The sequence below is a fragment of the Candidatus Williamhamiltonella endosymbiont of Tuberolachnus salignus genome (assembly GCF_964019775.1).
Classification (GTDB): Bacteria; Pseudomonadota; Gammaproteobacteria; order Enterobacterales; family Enterobacteriaceae; genus Hamiltonella; species Hamiltonella defendens.
This window is the reverse complement of record NZ_OZ026471.1, coordinates 328,093-347,087: the sequence shown is the minus strand read 5'-3', so window position 1 is coordinate 347,087 and position 18,995 is coordinate 328,093. Positions and strand designations below refer to the sequence as shown.

Annotated in this window: 16 protein-coding genes; 10 read left to right on the top strand and 6 right to left on the bottom strand. The window is 41.1% G+C overall.

Features of this window, described 5'->3' with window-relative positions; genetic code table 11:
- Window positions 1-13 precede the first annotated feature (13 nt).
- The 10 genes from rpmJ to prlC all read left to right on the top strand — a co-directional run bounded on the left by rpmJ (window position 14) and on the right by prlC (window position 8,128).
- Entirely contained in the window at window positions 14-130 is a 117-nt protein-coding gene (gene rpmJ / locus AACL23_RS01595) for a 50S ribosomal protein L36 (RefSeq protein WP_015874204.1), read from the top strand.
- A 135-nt stretch (window positions 131-265) separates the two neighbouring features.
- Window positions 266-622 carry a 30S ribosomal protein S13 gene (gene rpsM, locus AACL23_RS01590; protein WP_100096229.1) on the top strand — a complete coding sequence of 119 codons (357 nt, stop codon included), beginning with the start codon at window positions 266-268 and terminating at the stop codon, window positions 620-622.
- Between the two features lie 15 nt (window positions 623-637).
- On the top strand, window positions 638-1,027 hold the full coding sequence (gene rpsK, locus AACL23_RS01585) for a 30S ribosomal protein S11 (RefSeq protein WP_339049695.1): 390 nt from the start codon (window positions 638-640) through the stop codon (window positions 1,025-1,027).
- A 30-nt stretch (window positions 1,028-1,057) separates the two neighbouring features.
- Window positions 1,058-1,678 (top strand): 30S ribosomal protein S4, encoded by a 621-nt coding sequence (gene rpsD / locus AACL23_RS01580; protein WP_095034817.1) that lies wholly within the window; start codon window positions 1,058-1,060, stop codon window positions 1,676-1,678.
- 25 nt (window positions 1,679-1,703) lie between these two features.
- A complete protein-coding gene (locus AACL23_RS01575) occupies window positions 1,704-2,696 on the top strand; it encodes a DNA-directed RNA polymerase subunit alpha (RefSeq protein ID WP_015874200.1) in 993 nt (330 codons plus the stop codon).
- 38 nt (window positions 2,697-2,734) lie between these two features.
- Entirely contained in the window at window positions 2,735-3,130 is a 396-nt protein-coding gene (gene rplQ / locus AACL23_RS01570; protein ID WP_100096230.1) for a 50S ribosomal protein L17, read from the top strand.
- A 140-nt stretch (window positions 3,131-3,270) separates the two neighbouring features.
- Window positions 3,271-4,170, top strand: coding sequence for a 4-hydroxy-tetrahydrodipicolinate synthase (gene dapA / locus AACL23_RS01565; protein ID WP_100096231.1), 900 nt, complete (start codon window positions 3,271-3,273; stop codon window positions 4,168-4,170).
- Window positions 4,171-4,189: 19 nt separating this feature from the next.
- Window positions 4,190-5,266, top strand: a complete 1,077-nt coding sequence (gene bamC, locus AACL23_RS01560; protein WP_100096232.1) for an outer membrane protein assembly factor BamC — start codon at window positions 4,190-4,192, stop codon at window positions 5,264-5,266.
- A gap of 41 nt (window positions 5,267-5,307) precedes the next feature.
- Entirely contained in the window at window positions 5,308-6,024 is a 717-nt protein-coding gene (gene purC / locus AACL23_RS01555) for a phosphoribosylaminoimidazolesuccinocarboxamide synthase (protein WP_100096233.1), read from the top strand.
- Between the two features lie 55 nt (window positions 6,025-6,079).
- Window positions 6,080-8,128 (top strand): oligopeptidase A, encoded by a 2,049-nt coding sequence (prlC, locus tag AACL23_RS01550; RefSeq protein WP_015874195.1) that lies wholly within the window; start codon window positions 6,080-6,082, stop codon window positions 8,126-8,128.
- Between the two features lie 8 nt (window positions 8,129-8,136).
- Here prlC and ldtD read toward each other — a convergent pair whose 3' ends face one another.
- From ldtD to pheT, 6 genes are read right to left on the bottom strand one after another with little or no spacing between them, the layout of a single operon-like run.
- Complete coding sequence (gene ldtD / locus AACL23_RS01545; protein ID WP_234809387.1) at window positions 8,137-9,756, bottom strand: L,D-transpeptidase; 1,620 nt, start codon at window positions 9,754-9,756, stop codon at window positions 8,137-8,139.
- A gap of 36 nt (window positions 9,757-9,792) precedes the next feature.
- The gene (gene mukB, locus AACL23_RS01540) at window positions 9,793-14,208 is read right to left on the bottom strand and encodes a chromosome partition protein MukB (protein ID WP_100096235.1); all 4,416 of its coding nucleotides are present in this window, start codon (window positions 14,206-14,208) and stop codon (window positions 9,793-9,795) included.
- On the bottom strand, window positions 14,205-14,939 hold the full coding sequence (gene mukE / locus AACL23_RS01535) for a chromosome partition protein MukE (protein WP_100096236.1): 735 nt from the start codon (window positions 14,937-14,939) through the stop codon (window positions 14,205-14,207). Before mukE ends, mukB begins: the two co-directional genes overlap by 4 nt.
- Window positions 14,920-16,248, bottom strand: a complete 1,329-nt coding sequence (gene mukF, locus AACL23_RS01530) for a chromosome partition protein MukF (RefSeq protein WP_171967713.1) — start codon at window positions 16,246-16,248, stop codon at window positions 14,920-14,922. Before mukF ends, mukE begins: the two co-directional genes overlap by 20 nt.
- Window positions 16,249-16,259: 11 nt before the next feature.
- Window positions 16,260-16,583 carry an integration host factor subunit alpha gene (locus AACL23_RS01525; RefSeq protein WP_100096238.1) on the bottom strand — a complete coding sequence of 108 codons (324 nt, stop codon included), beginning with the start codon at window positions 16,581-16,583 and terminating at the stop codon, window positions 16,260-16,262.
- Between the two features lie 5 nt (window positions 16,584-16,588).
- Window positions 16,589-18,988, bottom strand: a complete 2,400-nt coding sequence (gene pheT, locus AACL23_RS01520) for a phenylalanine--tRNA ligase subunit beta (RefSeq protein WP_100096239.1) — start codon at window positions 18,986-18,988, stop codon at window positions 16,589-16,591.
- Between the last annotated feature and the right edge of the window lie 7 nt (window positions 18,989-18,995).

Genomic DNA, 18,995 nt, shown 5'->3' with positions numbered 1-18,995 from the left:
TCGGAGAATTAAAATGAAAGTGCGTGCTTCCGTTAAAAAAATGTGTCGGAACTGTAAGATTATAAAACGTCATGGTGTCGTTAGAATAATTTGTAGTGATGAACCAAAGCATAAACAACGTCAAGGTTGATTAATGTTTTGTATTTTTTCAAAAACTGAGTGGGTAAGCTTTATCTCTCATTCTTAAATGTGTCGTTTAATGCCCTTTGAGTATCCTGAAACGGGCTTTCAATACAGTATTAATTATAAATAGTAGGAGTGCATAGTGGCCCGTATAGCAGGCATTAACATCCCTGATAAAAAACATGCCGTGATTGCTTTAACTTCAATTTACGGGATAGGTAGAACTACTGCATTGGATATCTGTGCTAAAACAGGTGTTTCTGCGGCTGTTAAGATCAGTGCGTTGTCTGAAAAACAAATTGAAGAACTACGTGAGCAGGTTGCAAAATATACTGTCGAGGGTGATCTACGTCGTGAAGTAACCTTGAACATAAAACGTTTGATGGATATTGGAACGTATCGTGGTTTGCGTCATAGACGTGGTCTCCCAGTTCGGGGGCAGCGTACCAAGACTAACGCACGTACCCGAAAGGGGCCACGTAAACCCATCAAGAAATAATCGGGGGGATTAATAATGGCAAAGGCACCTATTCGTGCGCATAAACGTATAAAGAGGCAAATCCCTAATTGTATCGCTCACGTTCATGCCTCTTTTAATAATACTATCGTTACCATCACAGATGGTCAGGGAAACGTTTTAGCTTGGGCAACAGCAGGAGGATCTGGTTTTAGGGGTTCTCGTAAATCTACGCCATTTGCGGCACAGGTTGCAGCAGAACGCTGTGCTGAAGCGGTAAAAGATTATGGTATAAAAACTTTGGAAGTCATAGTGAAAGGCCCAGGTCCTGGGCGTGAATCTACTGTTCGCGCATTTAATGCATCGGGTTATCGAATTACTAGTATTACTGATATGACCTCTATTCCTCATAACGGTTGTCGTCCGCCCAAAAGGCGTCGGGTATAGAGCCGATTTTTAGTTTTGTTGGAGAAAAAAATGGCTAGATATTTGGGTCCTAAGCTCAAACTGAGCCGTCGTGAAGGCACGGACTTATTTCTTAAGTCCGGAGTTCGTGCGATTGAAACTAAGTGTAAAATTGATCAACCACCTGGGCAACATGGCACGCGTAAACCTCGGCTGTCTGATTATGGGCTGCAGCTACGTGAAAAACAGAAAGTTCGTCGTGTTTATGGTGTTTTAGAACGTCAATTTCATGGTTATTATAAAGAAGCTGCGCGTTTAAAGGGTAATACGGGTGAAAACTTGTTACAACTGCTAGAACGTCGTTTGGACAATGTCGTTTATCGCATCGGCTTTGGGGCAACGCGTGCTGAGGCACGTCAGCTGGTTACCCATAAAGCTATCCTGGTTAACGATCGTGTTGTTAACATACCTTCTTTTTTAGTCTCTCCTAATGACAGAGTCAGTGTCAGACGGAAAGCACAAAAACAATCTCGTATTAAAGAATCTCTTCAGCTGTCTGCCCAACGTGAAGAGCTGAGTTGGTTGGAGATTGATTCTTCTGAAATGATCGGTACGTTTAAGTTTATTCCTGAACGTGCCGTTATATCTGGTGGCATCGATGAACACCTGATCGTCGAGCTTTACTCCAAGTAAAGTTTAGTATCAAAGAGAGGACACAATGCAGGGTTCTGAGATAGAGTTTCTAAAACCGCGCTTGGTAAATATCGAGCAAATCAGTCCGAGTCACGCTAAAATAACCCTTGAACCTTTAGAGCGTGGTTTCGGTCACACTCTCGGTAACGCGCTGCGTCGTATTTTGCTTTCATCTATGCAGGGTTACGCCGTCACTGAAGTTGAGATTGATGGTGTGCTGCATGAATACAGTACCAAAGAAGGTGTGCAGGAAGATATTTTAGAAGTTCTGCTTAACCTGAAAGGATTGAAGGTGAAAGTTCAAGGTAAAAACGAGGTTACTGTTACCTTGAATAAGTCTGGAATAGGCCCTGTGCTTGCTGCTGATATTACTCATAATGGCGATGTGGAAATAGTAAAGCCGCAGCATGTCATATGCTACTTGACTGATGAAAATGCTTCTATTAGCATGAAAATCAAAATTCAACGTGGCCGTGGTTATGTTCCAGCTTCTTCTAGAATGAATCTAGAAGAAGATGAACGCCCAATAGGTCGTCTGCTGGTGGATGCATGTTATAGTCCTGTAGAGCGGATTGCTTATGTTGTTGAAGCAGCACGTGTAGAACAAAGAACCGATTTAGACAAACTAGTTATTGATATGGAAACTAATGGTACGATAAATCCTGAAGAAGCGATTCGTTTTTCTGCCACCATATTAGCTAAGCAACTAGAGGCGTTCATTGACCTACATCATGTTCGTCAACCAGAGCTGAAGGAAGAAAAGCCAGAATTTGATCCTATTTTGTTGCGTCCTGTCGATGATTTAGAATTAACTGTTCGTTCTGCTAACTGTCTGAAGGCAGAAGCCATTCACTATATTGGTGATTTAGTACAGCGTACCGAAGTTGAGTTACTTAAGACGCCTAACTTGGGTAAAAAATCTCTTACTGAAATTAAAGATGTGTTGGCTTCGCGAGCTCTATCTTTGGGCATGCGCCTAGAAAATTGGCCGCCGGCAAATCTTTCTGATGAGCAATGATTCACAAGATAATGTTTTACTGAGAAGGATAAGGTTCCATGCGACATCGTAAAAGTGGTCGTCAACTCAACCGTAATAGTAGCCATCGTCGTGCTATGTTTCGTAATATGGCTAGTTCTTTGTTTCGTCATGAAATAATCAAAACGACTGTACCAAAAGCTAAAGAATTGCGTCGTGTTGTTGAACCATTAATTACTCTTGCCAAGACGGATAGCGTTGCTAATCGTCGATTGGCGTTCGCCCGTATTCGTGATAACGACATTGTGGTGAAATTGTTTAATGAACTTGGCCCTCGTTTTGTCAGCCGAGCGGGTGGTTATACCCGTATTTTAAAATGTGGTTCCCGGGCAGGAGATAATGCACCTGTGGCTTATATTGAATTGCTTGATCGATCTGTATCAGAGCCAGAGCCTACCACACATACAAATGCATAAATGTATCTATAGATAAAAAACCGGGCTTGCTCGGTTTTTTTATATTTTTTACTTCTAAAAATAGCAATAGCAGATCTGGATTATTGCTCAAGTTTTAAAGACATTTGTCTGTCTATATTTACCTTTTTAGAGGATGACTAATGCTAACTAAAACAGATGTTTTCAGCGGATGTATTGTGGCATTGGTTACTCCTATGGACAACAAAGGCCGTTTGGATGAAATCAGTCTAAAAAAATTAGTGGATCATCATGTTGAGAGAAAAACGCAAGCGATTGTTTCCGTTGGTACAACGGGCGAATCTGCAACTTTAAATCATGATGAACACGTGTATGTTGTATTAAAAACCTTGGAATTTGCATCAGGTCGAATCCCTGTCATTGCTGGTACAGGGGCTAATTCGACAGAAGAAGCCATTTCTTTGACACAACGTTTCCATAATACAGCTGTCGCTGCTTGTTTAACGGTGACTCCCTATTACAATCGGCCCACCCAAGAAGGGTTATACCAGCATTTTAAAGCGATTGCAGAAAGCACTGAGCTCCCACAGATTCTTTATAATGTCCCCTCACGTACTGGTTGTGACCTCCTGCCTCGAACGGTTGCACGGCTATCTAAAATTAAGCATATTATTGGTATTAAAGAAGCCACTGGTGATTTAAATCGTGTCAGTGAGATCCAATCTTTGATTGGTGATGAAAAATTTATTCTTCTAAGCGGTGACGATGCAACTGGTTTAGACTTTATGGAACTGGGTGGGAAAGGTATTATTTCAGTGACAGCGAATGTCGCAGCTGCCAAAATGAATGAGCTCTGTGCGTTGGCTCAAGAGGGATTTTTTTCTCAAGCTCGAATTTTAAACCAAAAGCTGTTGCCCTTACACCATCATTTATTTATTGAGCCAAACCCTATTCCAGTTAAATGGGCTTGTTACAAGTTACAGTTAATCACGACTGATACTCTACGATTACCTATGACTCGTTTAGTTGAATCGGCCAAACCTAAAGTAATGGCGGCATTAAAAAGTGCTGGTTTACTTTAATTTTTTAAGGAAATTGCAAATGTTATTACAAAAACTTATGAAAATAAAATTGAACCCAAAAATGCTGATCATTTTTTTAAGTTTATTGTTAACGGTCTGTGCAAAAAATTCAAATGCTAAACGTGAGATGAAATCTGAGACGAAATCAGCTATGAAAGGAGAAGAGTATTATCTTAATACTCCTAAACTGACATCACTTAAATCACCTGAAGGTCTGATGTTACCTCTAAAAAATAGCAATTATTATGTTCCTGATGTGACACAAAAAGAGCCTGTTGGAAAACAAGTCGATATTCGTCCGCCTGTACAAATTTTAGCTTTAATTGAGGCTTCCCAGAGTCAATATGCTAATGGAATTAGCACGTTATTTTTAGAGGATAGCCCCGGTAATTTATGGTTAGAAGTTCTCAATATAATAAAGAAAAAAAATCTCCCTATTGCCAATCAGAATGATCGCGATCAAACACTAACAACTGATTGGATTACATGGAACAATATGAATGAAAATCCTCCATTTTCAGGGCGTTATGAAATCAGTGTGAAACAAAATGAACGCCCAAAACGATTAATACTAAAGACCCTTGATCTACATCAGGGAGAGAAAAAAATAACTGATCCTAATTATATCCAACGTTATAACAATACAGTATTGAACACCATTATCGAAGGTTTGTACCAAACTCAAGTAGATGCAGAAAACACACGAGTCATACATAAAGCAGGAAGTTTAGACGTACAATCAAGTAGTAATGAAAATGGATTGCCCAATATCGTGATACGTGCATCTTATGCAGCCGTTTGGGAACGTTTACCCTTAGCGATAAAGAAAATAGGAATGGTAATAACAGAAAGCCGTCGCTCAGAAGGAACTTTCTCAGTCATTTATAAACCTGTCAGCGATGAACAGTGGGAAAAGATGGGTATCAAAAAACCGGATTTAAAACCAGGTGAGTATAAATTACAGCTGGGGGATTTAAAAAATCGTAGCAGTTTACAGTTTATGAATTCTAACGGACAGACTTTAATTCAATCTGAGAATGATGATTTGGTGCCGGTTTTAAAGGCGGTTTTTAGTGAAACAGAAACAGAAAAATAAACCATATCATTTACCCCCTTTTTTTCATAGAGCGATAAAAAGTGCAAAAATTGTCTGAAGTCTACCGTGGAAAAGCAAAAACGGTCTACGCTACCGAAAACCCTGACTTTCTTGTGTTGGAATTTCGAAATGATACTTCCGCACTGGATGGTAAACGTATAGAACAATTTTATCGAAAGGGCATCATTAATAATCAATTTAACCATTTTATTATGCTGAAACTGGAAGAGGCGGGTATTCCAACACAACTGGAACGTTTACTATCAGAGAATGAACTTCTGGTTAAAAAATTGGATATGTTTCCTCTCGAATCTGTCATAAGAAACCGAGCCGCAGGTTCTTTAGAAAAACGGTTAGCTCTTCAAGAAGGCCTTTTACTCGATCCTCCTATCTATGATCTATTTTTAAAAAATGACAGCCTGCACGATCCAATAGTAACTGAATCTTACTGTGAGACTTTTGGTTGGGCCAGCACCGCTCATTTAGTCAAAATGAAAGAATTAAGCTACAAGGTAAACGACGTATTGAGTCCCTTATTTGATGCCGCGGATTTAATTTTGGTTGATTTTAAATTGGAGTTTGGTTTATTCAAAGGAGAGGTCATTTTGGGGGACGAGTTTTCACCCGATGGCTGCCGTATATGGGATAAGACAACCTTAAATAAACTGGACAAAGATCGCTTTCGACAAAATTTAGGGGGCCTCATTGAGGCCTACGAAGAAGTGGCTAAACGTATTGGAGTTCCATTAAATCAATAAAATCGATGATCTCTTCTCAACAAACATCATCAACATCAAATTACCAGAGCATATTATGCAAAATCCACTTTTAACGCATTTTTATCTTCCCCCTTTTTCAAAAATTCGTGCAGAAGATATTGTGCCTGCAATAAAAACAGTGATCAATGAATGTCGTGAACAGGTAGAAAATTTGATTGCCCAAAAAAAAATGTTTACTTGGGATAATCTTTGCCAGCCTTTAGCAGAAGCAGATGACCGGTTGTCCCGTGTTTGGTCGCCTATCAGCCATCTCAATTCGGTTAAAAATAACACAGATTTCAGAGCCGCCTATGAGCAATGCTTATCATTATTATCTGAGTACAGTACTTGGATAGGCCAAAACGAAAAGTTGTATGAGGCTTATCTCAATTTAGAATCAGGCGCACACTTTTCTGAGCTCAGTGCTCCTCAACGTAAATCAGTTGAAAATCAGTTACGTGATTTTCGGTTATCAGGCATTGGTTTAGAACCTGAGGCCAAAAAACGCTATGCTGAAATAGTCGCCAGTTTGTCCGAATTAAGTTCTGCCTACAGTAACCATGTTTTGGATGCCAGCATGGGTTGGACCAAACAAATTGACGATCTTGCCTCATTAACTGGATTACCTCAAAGTGCTTTAAGTCTGGTCAAAATGCAAGCGGAAGCAAAACAAAAAAAAGGGGCATTGTTAACCTTAGATATGCCCTGCTATTTACCTGTTATTACCTATGCAGATAACCGTCAACTCCGGCAAGAAATCTACGAGGCTTATTCGACTCGAGCATCAGATCAAGGGCCCCATGCTGGTCAATGGGATAACAGCGAAATCATGGAAAAAATACTGGCCCTCCGTCATGAATTAGCGCATTTATTGGGTTTTGCAAATTACGCTGAAAAATCTTTAAGTACTAAAATGGCAGAAAAGCCCGAACAGGTACGCAATTTCTTAGAGGATCTCGCCAAACTTGCTTGTCCGAAAGCGGAAAAAGAGCTGGCACAATTACGTACTTTTGCAAAAGCGCATTATGGTGTGGATGAGTTACACGCTTGGGATATTGCTTATTACTCTGAAAAACAAAAGCAGCATTTATACGCTATCAGTGATGAAGAATTAAAGCCCTATTTTCCAGAGCAACGTGTTTTGGAGGGGTTATTTGAAGTCACACGCCGTATTTATGGTATTCAGATAAAAGAATGCCATGATATTGATACCTGGCATCCTGATGTGCGTTTTTTTAAAGTGTTGAATGAAAAAAATAACGAGCACTACGGTAGTTTCTATTTAGATCTTTATGCACGAGAACACAAACGTGCTGGTGCCTGGATGGATGAATGTGTTGATAGACTGCGTTTTAGTGATGGTCATTTACAAAAGCCAGTGACCTACTTAGTCTGTAACTTTAGTCGTCCTGTCGAAGACAAACCGGCCCTGTTCACTCATGATGAAGTCACTATCCTTTTTCATGAGTTTGGTCATGGGTTACACCATATGCTCACCACAATAGAAACAGCAGGCATCTCTGGGATACATGGTGTACCTAGAGATGCGGTAGAATTACCCAGTCAATTTATGGAAAATTGGTGCTGGCAATCAGAAGCCTTGGCGTTTATTTCAGGGCATTATGAAACGGCTGAGCCCCTACCAGAAAAGATGTTAAATAAACTCTTGTCGGCAAAAAATTATCAATCGGCCTTGTTTATCATTCGTCAATTAGAATTCGCCTTATTCGATTTTTGTGTACATCATGAATATGATCCTGTCAAAGGAACACAGGTTCTGGCTCAATTGCGTGAAGTAAAAAAACGAATTTCTGTCATACCTACGCCTCTGTGGACCCGTTTCCCACATTCCTTTACACATATATTTTCGGGCGGCTACGCGGTGGGTTATTATGGCTATTTATGGGCAGAAGTATTAGCAGCAGATGCCTTTTCTCGTTTTGAAAAAGAAGGCATCTTTAACCCTAAAACGGGTCAATCTTTTCTTGAAGAAATCCTCTCTAAAGGCGGTTCAGAAGAACCTATGGTGCTCTTTAAACGTTTCCTCGGTCGTGAACCCAAATCGGAGGCCATGCTACGCAGCTATGGGATATGGGACAAATAACAGGAAACTTATAAAACACTTTGATCATAATGATAAATATCGGTACGAAATTGAGTGGCTCCGTCTTCTGAAACCCAGGCGGTGAGATAATACAACCAAACCGGAATACGCTTCCGCGTGTTCCGGTAGGTGCTTTTATTTTCTTTGAGAAAATTCAATATATCTGCGTCGGTTAAACCTGTCTTTTTAAGTAACAGGCGCGCCAGTTCAGAGGCTTTTTGCACACGCACACACCCTGAGCTGCCTGCTCGTCTGTATCGTTGAAACATCGCTTTATTAGGAGTGTCATGTAAAAAAATGGAATATCGATTCGGCATATTAAATTTATAATGCCCAAGAGGATTGTTGGGTCCTAAGGTTTGACGGAGATAATAGGGAAAATTTTCTATTGAAATATTTTCCCAGTCGATACTTTCGGGATCGATGACCTCCGCATTTTGGCTCCAACTGGAGAGTATGCGATAATTGTGCTCCTGGAGATAATCGATATTTTTGATGACTTGGGGCAGAATATCCTCTCTTGCTAGGGAATGAGGCACATTCCAATCAGGATTAATCACAATTTGATTGATCGCGCTTTGCATCACAGGGGTTTTTCTATCAGGACGACCCACTATCACTTTCGAAAATAACCGTATTTTTCCTTCTTCGTAGTAATTGAGTGAATAATCAGGGATATTGACTAAAATCCCTGTTTGGATATCAGCCGGAGTGAAACGCAATCTTTGCATGTTGAGCGCCAGTAATCTCGCCAGTATTTTGGGTGACACATTGAGCCAGTTTCTGGTCCTAATGCCAATGATACCATCAGCAGGTAAGCCTCGATTTTTTTGAAATTGTTTGATTGCCATGACGAGATCATGACTATAGACCTGTGAATCTACGTCTGTGAGTGACATATTGCCTATCCCCAAACGGTATAATATTTTTTTCACATTAGAGATATCTTTACTGCTGTACCCCTCTCTCAAATAAACACGTTCAGTCAATTTTGGCCAAGGGGAGTTATCCGAAAGTAATTTAAGTAATTCCGTCTGCATTTTACGATACTGAGGATGCTGTGGTGCTAATGAGTTCACATAATGATAGGTCTCGTTTTTATGAATGGCTTCTTGCCATGAGGTAATTTTATTTTCAGGGGCCCGCATGATCTGGTAGCCCTGTCTGTCTGAATTTAAAGGAGGTCTGTATAACCAAACTTTTTCTTCAGAAGTGAGGGAGGAGATAAAATACAAATACCCTAACATCGCATCAGATAAAATGATGTCACGCGCTATTCCTGTGATGTTGGGATCGGATAGATATTCCAGCCATGTTGAAAACTGCGGATTGATCTTTAATAGGGCCACTTCCAAAAGTTGTTGCTCAAAATCTTGGATAGCCAGCGGGTCTTGCCAGAGGGGTTCCCGCGCATTTTTTTCATAAAGCTCAGATAATGTTGATAAGGAATAGAGTTTGATTTGTTCAGGTAATTGGCTTAATAAAGCCCGTTCACGTTCATCGATAGAATCGATGCCTTTAAAAGGATGATCCGCTGAGCTCGATTGAGGTGTCAACATTAAAATCACAGAGAAGCTATATAATGACCAACACAACAGCATTGACTGTAAGAGATTTTTTATACTCATCAATCTATTTTTATTTTTTCTGAAGAGTCAAAAGCATTAGGACAGTTCTCCGGCAAAACCTTTTAGACCAACGACATGAACGTGTTCGTTATTTTGAAAAATTTTTCTCACCAATTTATAGGTGGTGCCTTTTTCTGGGCTGATATTTTCTGGTGCCGCAATAATGAGCTGCATTTCTAAGCGCTCGCATAATTCAAATAAAGTAGCGATAGATTTGGCATCTAAACGTGCCGCTTCATCCAAAAACAAGAGGCGACAAGGTACCATATTTTTGCCTCTTAGACGTTGCGATTCTTCTTCCCAGCTTTGTACGACCATGACTAAAATCGACATTCCTGTGCCTATGGCTTCTCCCGTCGATAATGCTCCACTTTCAGCACGCTGCCAACCATCTGCACCACGATTAACCTCGACTTCAAGCGAGAGATAATTACGGTAATCGAGTAGTTCTTCACCCAATGCTTGAGGTAAACGTTGACCTATATCTATTTGTGGATTCAGTCTCTGGTACAATTTTGCCAAAGCTTCAGAAAAGGTGAGTTTAGGGTTCCCGAATAAATCCTGATGTCTTTCTTCCTGCTCAGCAAGCGCGGTCAATAAACTAAAATGTGTTTTATGGAACTGAATATTTAAACGAACACTTTTGACCTGACCAAAAGAAACACTCTTTAAACCATGATTGAGCATATGGATGCGATTTTGTTCTCTTTGGATGGTTTTTCGAATCACATTCGCGACGCCTTTTGAGCTGATTGCTAATGTCTGTTGACGCAGGTTCAATTCTTCGGTCAAACGGGCGAGTTCAACTTCCATTTGTTCAATGGCTTCTAAAGGATCTGCTGTTTGAATAATATCTTGCCGAATACGAGCCTGTAAGTGTTCATAAACCGCAATATAAAATTGAATTTTTCGCTCAGGACGATGCGTGTCCTCTGATAACCGTAAGAGATCTCTGAGATGCTCATTATCTGAGACCGCTAATCTTAATGAGCCTAACGCTTTATCGGAGATTGATCGCAATTCGTCACTGTGCATATACGCCATTTCACGCTTATGTATTTTGGCTTCTATTTGGTTATCTTTGACCATTCTAATCACAGTAAACCCACTTTTTTTGCTTTGGTTCACCTGTGTCTTTATTTGACGGTAATCTCTCTGTAATGCCATGCATTTTTTTTTAAAATGATCCAATTGAATTTCAAAAAGAGCGAGCTGTTTTTCTAATTGACGACGAGCTAAACGATGAGCACTAAGGGCGGCATATCGTTGATCTCTATCAGCAGCGGCCCTGATTTCAGCATTAGAATCAACCTGTACGCCTAGAGCCTCTAATTCTTGTTCAAGCTCTTTTAGAATGTCTTGTTTGGCATCATAAGCACTTTTTAGGCTCGATAAAACTTGATGATATTGAATGTATTCAGACTGAGAATCTCGGAGTTTTTCGCGAGACTCCAGGCACGCCTGCTCGGCTTTCAACAAGCATTCACGTAATTGATCGTCCATAGAGGCATTTTTTATGCCTATCTCACTGGCCTTTTCGTAACTAAAGTGGGTGCGTCTTTGTATGACTTCTTTTAGGGAGAACAACTGTTGTTGAACCTGACTTTGCTTTTCTTGAGCCTGAAGATACTCTTTCTGTAAAAGCTCATTTTGTTGGGGATCTGTTTGTAAGATGGGCAGCAAAGGTTCTAACTGAGCTAAATGATCGCCATTTTGTTTGAGGTAGCGTTGAGCATACTCAGCTTTGGTCAGTTCTTCACGTGCGACCTGTATCAGCTCCTGTAAGGTGTTTTCCTTCAACAGCGGTAGCAAAGGCAGCAATTGACGCAAATCAGAAAGAGCGGTTTTAATCTGATCGATCTGTTGTTGTTGATCTTTGACTTTGTCATTCTGTGCGTGCAATACAGTGTCTATTTCTCGAGAACGGGCATTTAATAACTGTAATGCCTCTTCCGGATTTTCATCAAAAGCCACCGATAAGTGGCGCCCAATAAACTGGTGACAAGCTTCATGGGTTCTTTGAATTTTTTGTACATCGAACGACAGCTTAGAGTAGGTTTGTGCCAAAAGATCATGTTCAACCTCTAATTCTTTGAGGCGATTTTCGCGCGCGGCACGACCAAAGACGGGGACTTTCGGATAACAGGAGTAACGCCATTGCCTCTGTGCCAATTTCACTAAAACAGCGTTTTTTTGCTCTTCAACAGAAAACGTACTTTCATCAAACGCATTAGGATCCCCTTCAATAAAATAGACATCTTCCGGAATATTCTGCAAATTTTGAAGTTTTTTTTGTATTGAGCAAAGCTCAGGGACAACAATGGCATTTCGTAATGGTCCGTAGAGAGCAGAAAAATAAGGCGCATCTTCTAGAGAGACATCTTCATAGATTTCTGAGAGCAGCACCCCTGAAACATGTTCTGCAAGAGCCTGTAATTGTGTGCTGTCTGCCCCATTATGATGTAATTGATGTATTTGATCGTTGATGGCTTGCTTTTGAGCAGCAATGTGATCGCGTTCAAAGCTGAGTTTTCGTTCATTTTCGACTTGATGTTGAATATATTCCATCATCTGCTGGCTGTTTTTTAAGGCTTCTCCGCTTTGATCTCTCAGATGATTCAGCGCGTCCTGCGCTTGGATCCAGATAGGAGCCTGTATTCTCAATTTTTTTATTTTTTCTTTAATTTGCTCTTGTTCCTGAGAAATCTGTATTCGTCGTTCAACCTCACTGCTCTTGTACTGGTTCAAGTCTAACAGGATTTGATCCCATTCTGATTCCAGATCAGGGAAGTTTTCGACAGGATAGTTTTGTTTTTGACGCTGGCAAAATGCTTTGAACAGACGCTCCGCATTTTGTTGCTGCTCTAAACGCTGCTCGAGTTCAGATAAATGTCGTTTCAGAGAAGGCTGTGTTTGTGCCAGATGTTGATGATACGGCCAAGTTCGAAGAAGTTCACGTGCTTTTTGCCAAGCCTGTGAACGAGGCACGTTTTCTCCTGCCGCTTTTATGAGCAGCTGATAGGCTTGTTCAAACTGATTTTTAGCCGCTGCTGAAATCTGGACTTTTTGTTCGATTTCTAATAAAGCCAGCGTGGCCGCTTTTTCTTTGTCCTGAAAAATGGCCAGATACTTCTCTAAATTATCGATATGGATATCGGATTGGCATAAAGTTTGAGCCCGTGCCAAAGCTTCTTGTGCCTGTTGATATTGAATCGCACGTGTTTGTTGTAAGTCTAGAGCCTGTTGATGATCTGCCAACTGGCTTTTGAGACAGTCCACCTCTTTCTGCGCCGATTCAAATCGGGTTTCATTGCCAATTTTCTGAAGATGCGCCTCTTCGACGATGAAATTCTGCTCTTCGAGACGAGACGACAGCTCTTCAAGATCATCTTGATAACGGGCGATTTTTTGTTGTTGTTGGGCGGCTGTTTGTACCAGATTTAATCGATCATTGGCCGACTGGTATTCTGCTTCTAAAGCCGCTTCTAAATCACTTCCTCCCGTCCATTCTTGCATCATTTCTCGATAAAGATCCTGCTCTGAATGCCATTTTTTTAAACAAGATTGCTGATCTCGCCTCAGAATTAATGCATTTTCAATCAAGACACGACGCTGATTGACATGACGCATATAGTCTGCTGAAACATAAGAAGTGGCCTCAGAGATGAGATGCTTAAACAAATTTCTATCCGATTGAGTCACACGAATGGCAGACAATGTCATACGATTCTCTTTCAATGCAGACTCCATATCCTGGAATGCTTTACGCACTCCGATATTTTCTGGCAGAAGATAATCTCGCAATGAGCGCGTGATGGCAGTGGAAATTCCACCATAGAGAGAGGCTTCAATCAAACGGTAAAATTTGCTGCGATCAGCCGATGAGCGCATTCGTTTTGGAATAATCCCCATATCAAACATAAACGAATGATAATCCATGATGGACTGGAATTGTTTGAATTCGGCCCCTTCCTGCTTTTCAAGTCTAGATTTGAGTTCGATCAAAGAAATCACTCTTGCCTGACAATCACCGAGTCTTTCTGTCAATATTTCTGTCGGCTTAATGTCTTTGGATAATCCTTGAATACTAAAAGGCTTAATGTCGACTTTACGATCGCGTCCTGAGACTTGTTGTAAGCGCACCCCCACTAATAGACGTTGCTGTTTTGAGTTCGAGACATCCAAAATGCAATAACAGATCCCCGCTTTTAATTTCCCGTGCAAACCTTTATCTCTTGATCCTGTTGTTGCACCAGCTTCTGTGGTGTTACGAAAATGCAGTAACGTTAAATCGGGGATTAATGCAGTGACAAAGGCGGCCATGACAGTTGATTTCCCCGCGCCATTGCCTCCAGAAAGCGTGGTGACGAGTACATCCAAATCGAAGGTTTGTGCAAAAAAACCATTCCAGTTTATCAATGTCAGTGAATGAAATTTACCCCGTGCTGTCATTCTTCTTCATCCTTTGTCTGGGTTCTATGTTCATTCGGGGTTTCATCAGGGAGGTCATTAGGAGTGAAAACCTGCATTTTCTCGGGATTCAGAAGATCAACGGCTTCACCTTGTTGGATCAAACGTAACTGTGCTGCTGGGAGATCCTCGTCATGACGGATATCCGCGCCAAAACGAAAAACAGCCGCATTGATGACAAATTTTTGTTTGTCATTTTCGATAAAATACACCATACCGAGCCGCCTCAAACGGTTAAGAGAGGTTCTCACTCTTTCTTGTAATTTTTGTTTATCTAAATCGGAGCCAGTAGAGCGTTGGTTGATGCATTTGAACAGTTTTTTTTCATCAGAAAGGGTGATCAATTCTTCATAAAGCTCTTGCTCACTAAAGATGCCCTGATTGTTCAAACGCTCAGGACTGAGATACAGATAACATAAAATTTTACCCAGGATCATATCTAATTCTGACAGCACGGAGCGGGGGATCAGGGTACTGGAACGAGGCCGTAAATAAAAAAAACCTTCAGGTGCGCGAATTAATTCAACGTGATATCGACGATAAAATGTCTCTAATGGTTCTTGAAAATCCATCAAAAAACCGTGATTTTCTAATTCATCCATTCCTACATGTCTTCCTGAACGTAGTTGGCTGTCTAAATTCGGGAATAGGGGGTTTGACAAAGCCTGTGCCAGTTTCACTGGCATAATGTGTTCAATATTGATCGATGACATGTGCCTGCACTTGTGCTCCATAATCATTAATGGGCAACCATTGAGCTGATAATCCAGAAAAATCTTCTGAAGCCACGCCAAGTTGCAGGGCGAGATCAACCAGGATCCGAGCCACCTCAAAATGTTGAGAAACTGGATATTTTTTAAGATAATCCCGTAGTATTTGCCCTAAATGAAGGGGAATCGCTTTTTGCTGATACACCATCAAGGCCTCTTCAATGAGGCTGCTCAGCTGGCTTCGGATCAGATCACATCCTTCAAATTTGAGCTCAGAGGGAAGCTCTCCTATGGACTCTACATTAGAGAGGCTGGATGATTGTTCATCACGTATATCTAATAAACGCAGAGCATCAGAAAAGGTTAATGCCCAAGGATGATCAAAATATTTCTGTATCGAACGACGCAATCTTTGCGCAAAGACTCGATTTTTATCCATATCAATCGCAGTTCGAATAAATTTATGCACATGACGATCATAACCAATCCACAAATCAATAGATTGTTGACCCCAACTGATGGTGCGATCTAGTCTGGCTTGCAAAGTAAAAATCAGTTTATCAATGTACTCTAATTCAGAGCGATCCATCACAGCAGATTGAATCCGTAACAAGTGTGTTTGAATCTGATCTCCCGCTGCCTCTAAAGTATCTTGTAACTCGCGCAGGGTGCTAGACGTTTCAGACAGCAGTACCTCACAGCTGGCAATCGCCGTACGCCAGTCTTGATGTAACAGGGCAGCTACCTCTTCTTTGACACTATTTTGCTGCTCGTCCATAGCTCGTTGGGTCATGTCAATATGATCAAACATGTCTGATACAGAGTATTTCAAAATAGCGAAAACATACTGGCGCCAGTGAGCTTCTTCCTTTTCATTTTTTTCTGAAGCATTCGCTGCTTGCTCTATTTCTTTGGCCAGTACTGACAGTTGTATCGAAAGACGTAATGTTGAAAATTCTTTTTGACGAATATAATAATCCGTGATGCCAATACCCAAAAGGGTTAAGCGATAAATGGCACAGTCTTCTGACTGTTGAGTTGTAAAACGATTGAGTAAACGCTGGTGGACCATATCATTAATGGCATTATTGGCACGAATCAAGAGATTTTCATGAGCTTGTGTGACGTCTTTATTGGCCAGATAAAAAATGTCTATCAGCTCACCTTCGCTGATTTCTCCATCGAATCGCTCGATATTTAAAGTCGCAATCGCTACAAGAAAAGCCAAGCGATCAGGTGGCAACATAATGGCAAAATGATTTTGTCGTACCCAGCTGACCCGCTCAGGTATGCTTTGAGAAATTTCACTCATGCTCAACCAATCTATTGATTATTTTTTAACTTACTGCATTTTTTATTACCGTTCTTAATCAACGTTTTTAATTTTTCCCCTGCATGAAAAGTAACGACTCTGCGTTTTTTAATAAGAACATCTTCACCGGTTTTTGGATTACGGCCCGGGCGTGCTTTTTTATCTCTCAAATTAAAATTACCGAAACCAGAAAATTTAAGCGCAGAGCACTCCTCATCCCCTAGAATACAACGTATTTCTTCAAAAAATAATTCTAAAAGATCTTTACTCTCTTTCGGCTCTAAACCGAATTTTTCAGATATATCATCCAAAATATCAGCTTTAGTAATGGTCATGTTAATTACCTCAAGGATGCTTGAAATTTCTTTTTTAAAGCCGATACACATGTCGAAACGGTAGCAGCTATCTCATCTTCCTCTAGCGTGCGCTCCGAATCTTGCAACACTAAACTGATAGCAAGACTTTTATAGCCCTTGCTTACCCCTTCACCTTGATAAAGGTCAAATAAGTTTATGTCAACTATCTGATTTACGCTAACTTTTCTACATTCTTTTAAGATTTCTTCCGCAGGGATCTTCTCATCAACAATGATCGCAATATCTCGTCGATTAGAAGGGAAACGCGAAATTTTTTTAACACATGGTGTCACAGAGTCTGTTAATTTTCTCCATTGTATTTCAAACACGAGGGGGCTCTCTTTGAGGGTTAACGCTTGAGCACATTTCGGATGGATGAGGCCCATCCATCCTATTTTTTCTTCGTTGAGATACAGTGCGGCGCTTTGCCCTGGATGTAAAGCACAATGAGGTTCCGCTTTAAATTGAATCACAGGTAATTTTCCGCTCAGATCTAAAAGTGCTTCCAAATCCCCTTTCATATCGTAAAAATCGAGAGGCTGGCTTGAAAAATCCCAATGTTCGGGAAAACGCTGCCCCGTGATCATGCCTGAAAGCACTTGCTCCTGCTTAACTCCTAAAGGTTGAGAGCTATCCGGAATAAAACGTAACCCGCTTTCAAAAAGGCGCACAGTGGTTTGTTGGCGGTTTTGGTTGTAAACGACGGCACAAAGAAGGCCAGTTAAGAGCGACAATCGCATGACAGACATATCAGCAGAAATCGGATTGGGTAAAAAAAGGGCGTCTTCATCAGGATGCAAGAGGGATTGAATTTTAGGATCAACAAAACTGTAAGTGATGGCCTCTTGGTACCCTCTGTCTGTTAACAATGTTTTAAATCGAGTGAGGGCGCATTCGTTTTGAGAAGATGACCCGATAGATAGCTCAGATTTTATGGGTGTCTCCGGAATACGGTGATACCCATAAATACGGGCGATTTCTTCTATCACATCTTCTTCGAGAGCGATATCAAAACGCCAACTAGGCGGCCTCAATTGCAAACGATAGGCCCCTTGCGTATGTTCTTTTTCCTGAATTTGAAAACCAAGATGCTGCAAAATATCCAGTGCCTGATCAAACTCAATCTGATACCCCAGTAAACGATCTAATTTTGTGCTGCGCAGGGTGATATGTTGTGTTTTAGAGAGCATGGCTGGGCTGCTGACATCAATAATTGGACCGACTTCGCCTCCACAAATCTCTATCAATAACTGAGTCGCACGCTCAATCGCTTTATATTGTAATTGAGGATCAACACCTCTTTCATAACGATGAGCCGCCTCTGTTTGCAACCCATACTGACGAGCCTGAGCCACAATCGCTGTCGGGTGAAAAAAGGCGGATTCCAAAAAAAGGTGTTCGGTTTTTTGAGTGATCCCAGAATTCTGACCGCCAAAAATCCCTGCTAATGCCAAGACCTTGGTGTGATCTGCAATCACCAGTGTTTTCGGATTCAGATGTAGGGCACGGCCATCAAGTAGAGTGAGTTCTTCCCCTTCTTTTGCCCAACGCACAATAATTTCGTGCTTGATTTTTTCTAAATCAAACGCATGGAGCGGTTGTCCAAGTTCTAAAAGTACGTAATTAGTGACATCTACCACGGGATCAATCGAACGTAAGCCACTACGCTCAAGTTTTTTTTGCATCCAGAAAGGCGTTTTTGCTTTAACACAGATCCCTTTTATCACTCGTCCCAGATAACGAGGACAAGCCTCAGGGGCTTCTACCCTAATCCATCTTTTTTCCTGAATTTTTTCTGTGACCTTATTGATATTGGGTCCGAGCAAAGGTACGCGGTTGATCGTGGCGATTTCACGTGCCACGCCTAAAATACTTAAACAATCAGCACGGTTAGGGGTCACATTGATTTGAAAAATATTGTCATCGAGATGCAGCCATTCGCGAAAATTCATCCCAATTGGTGCGTTCTCAGGCAACTCAATAATGCCCGTTTCATCTGATGGGATCCCAAGTTCATCAAAAGCACACAGCATGCCTTCAGAGAGTACGCCTCTGAGTTTTGTTTTTTTTATTTTGAAGGATCCGGGCAACACAGCGCCTATTGTGGCGATCGCGACCTTTAAGCCTTGCCGGCAATTTTGGGCACCACAGACAACATCGCATAATCTATCTTGTCCCAGATGAATTTTAGTGACTTTTAATTTGTCAGCATTCGGATGAGGATGGCATTCCAGCACATGACCAATCAGCACACCAGAAAAAGGAGGCGCGGCAGGTTCAACGGTTTCTACTTCCAAACCGGCCATGGTGAGTTGTTCGCTTAATATTTCTGTAGTGATTTCAGGCTGCACCCATTCCCGTAACCAAAATTCGCTGAATTTCATAAAAAAT

Coding starts and splice junctions, on each gene's coding strand:
- rpmJ (WP_015874204.1), top strand. CDS start 14: ATGAAAGTGCGTGCTTCCGTTAAAAAAATGTGTCGGAACTGTAAGATT.
- rpsK (WP_339049695.1), top strand. CDS start 638: ATGGCAAAGGCACCTATTCGTGCGCATAAACGTATAAAGAGGCAAATC.
- rpsD (WP_095034817.1), top strand. CDS start 1,058: ATGGCTAGATATTTGGGTCCTAAGCTCAAACTGAGCCGTCGTGAAGGC.
- AACL23_RS01575 (WP_015874200.1), top strand. CDS start 1,704: ATGCAGGGTTCTGAGATAGAGTTTCTAAAACCGCGCTTGGTAAATATC.
- rplQ (WP_100096230.1), top strand. CDS start 2,735: ATGCGACATCGTAAAAGTGGTCGTCAACTCAACCGTAATAGTAGCCAT.
- dapA (WP_100096231.1), top strand. CDS start 3,271: ATGCTAACTAAAACAGATGTTTTCAGCGGATGTATTGTGGCATTGGTT.
- bamC (WP_100096232.1), top strand. CDS start 4,190: ATGTTATTACAAAAACTTATGAAAATAAAATTGAACCCAAAAATGCTG.
- prlC (WP_015874195.1), top strand. CDS start 6,080: ATGCAAAATCCACTTTTAACGCATTTTTATCTTCCCCCTTTTTCAAAA.
- ldtD (WP_234809387.1), bottom strand. CDS start 9,756: ATGAGTATAAAAAATCTCTTACAGTCAATGCTGTTGTGTTGGTCATTA.
- mukB (WP_100096235.1), bottom strand. CDS start 14,208: ATGACAGCACGGGGTAAATTTCATTCACTGACATTGATAAACTGGAAT.
- mukE (WP_100096236.1), bottom strand. CDS start 14,939: ATGTCATCGATCAATATTGAACACATTATGCCAGTGAAACTGGCACAG.
- mukF (WP_171967713.1), bottom strand. CDS start 16,248: ATGAGTGAAATTTCTCAAAGCATACCTGAGCGGGTCAGCTGGGTACGA.
- AACL23_RS01525 (WP_100096238.1), bottom strand. CDS start 16,583: ATGACCATTACTAAAGCTGATATTTTGGATGATATATCTGAAAAATTC.
- pheT (WP_100096239.1), bottom strand. CDS start 18,988: ATGAAATTCAGCGAATTTTGGTTACGGGAATGGGTGCAGCCTGAAATC.